The organism is Tahibacter caeni (genome assembly GCF_024609805.1).
GTDB classification, from domain to species: Bacteria; Pseudomonadota; Gammaproteobacteria; order Xanthomonadales; family Rhodanobacteraceae; genus Tahibacter; species Tahibacter caeni.
Window position 1 is genome coordinate 1 of record NZ_JANFVR010000665.1, and the last position, 1,095, is coordinate 1,095.

Consider the following 1,095-nt stretch of genomic DNA (forward strand, 5'->3'; position numbering starts at 1 on the left):
CCTCGGTCCGCGGCGCGCAAACGGCCGATCCCGTCGGCCGCGCCGTTCCGGGCCTGGGTCCTCGCCGGCAGCCGGACGCGCCTGGCAGGGGGCCGTCCGGCTGCCGCGCGGTAGCGGCTTCGCTGGCGGCTGTCGGCGCTTCAGGCTCGCCGCGTCCGGAAGCGAAGTCCTGCGGCCGCGACGTGGAATGCCTCGGCCGCGTGCCGGCTTCAGCGGCCGAGCGTGATCATTCCCTTGTCGAGGTTCTCGCGCATCAGGTTGCGCGTTTCCTTGTGCGCGCGTTCGCGGTCGGCCAGGGGCGCGCACTGCAGCTCCTTGCGGTTGGAGCCGGTCGGCGCGCGGCGTTCGCAGATCATGCGGCGGCCGTCGTTCCGGGTCAGGATCGCGTTGACGGTCTCCTGCGCCGAATAGACCTCCAGCATGTCCTCGTCGTCGAGCTACCGGTCGAGCCGGCGCTCGAGCACCTTGGCGATCGCCTTGAACTGCTTCTCGACTTCGCGGCGATCCTTGCTCCTGAGAAACTCGAAGCGGCCGCCGGGCTTCATCTCGGCACGCAGCGCGGCGACCTGCTGCTCGAAACTGTCCTGGCGTGACACGTCGACGAAGCGGTAGGCGCCGCGCTCGGGGGCGGCCGAGCCGTCGGTGTTCGCGGCCGGCGCGGTGACCGGAGTTTCGCCGGGATTGGCGGCAATGCTCGCGCCCGCATCGGCCAGCGGCGGCAGCGACGACAGCAGGACGGACAGGGCAACGCGGCGCAGCAGCGGCATGACGGTTCTCCCCGGAGCCGCGGAGCGCGGCGTTTCCAGGCTAAGAAGCCGCTGCGGCCGCGGTCAACGCGATCTGTTGCAGTGATTGCGGAATGCGCCGATGCAGGCCTTACGGCCCATGCAATCAGTGCGGCGGCGCGCAGGCCAGCGCCTGGCGCGCGTACCAGGCGCGCTCGCCCGGCGCGACGTGGACATCGGCCAGCAGCTCGCCGGTGCTTGCGTCGAGCAACGTGCGGCCTTCCGTCGCCGCGCCGTGGCGACAAAGCGCGACGGCCAGCGCCAGACGCGCCGCAGCGCGCACGCGGGCGCTGACGTCGCCGTCGGCCTC

Annotated in this window: 3 protein-coding genes; all 3 read right to left on the reverse strand. The window is 72.2% G+C overall.

The window, feature by feature from the left end:
- Nucleotides 1-209 precede the first annotated feature (209 nt).
- Nucleotides 210-422: a hypothetical protein gene (locus NON22_RS24690; RefSeq protein ID WP_257389627.1), complete on the reverse strand. Its 213-nt coding sequence runs from the start codon at nucleotides 420-422 to the stop codon at nucleotides 210-212.
- Between the two features lie 15 nt (nucleotides 423-437).
- Nucleotides 438-767, reverse strand: coding sequence for a hypothetical protein (locus NON22_RS24695; protein WP_257389628.1), 330 nt, complete (start codon nucleotides 765-767; stop codon nucleotides 438-440).
- Nucleotides 768-891: 124 nt separating this feature from the next.
- On the reverse strand, nucleotides 892-1,095 hold a 204-nt coding region (locus tag NON22_RS24700; RefSeq protein ID WP_257389629.1), incomplete at its 5' end, for a hypothetical protein.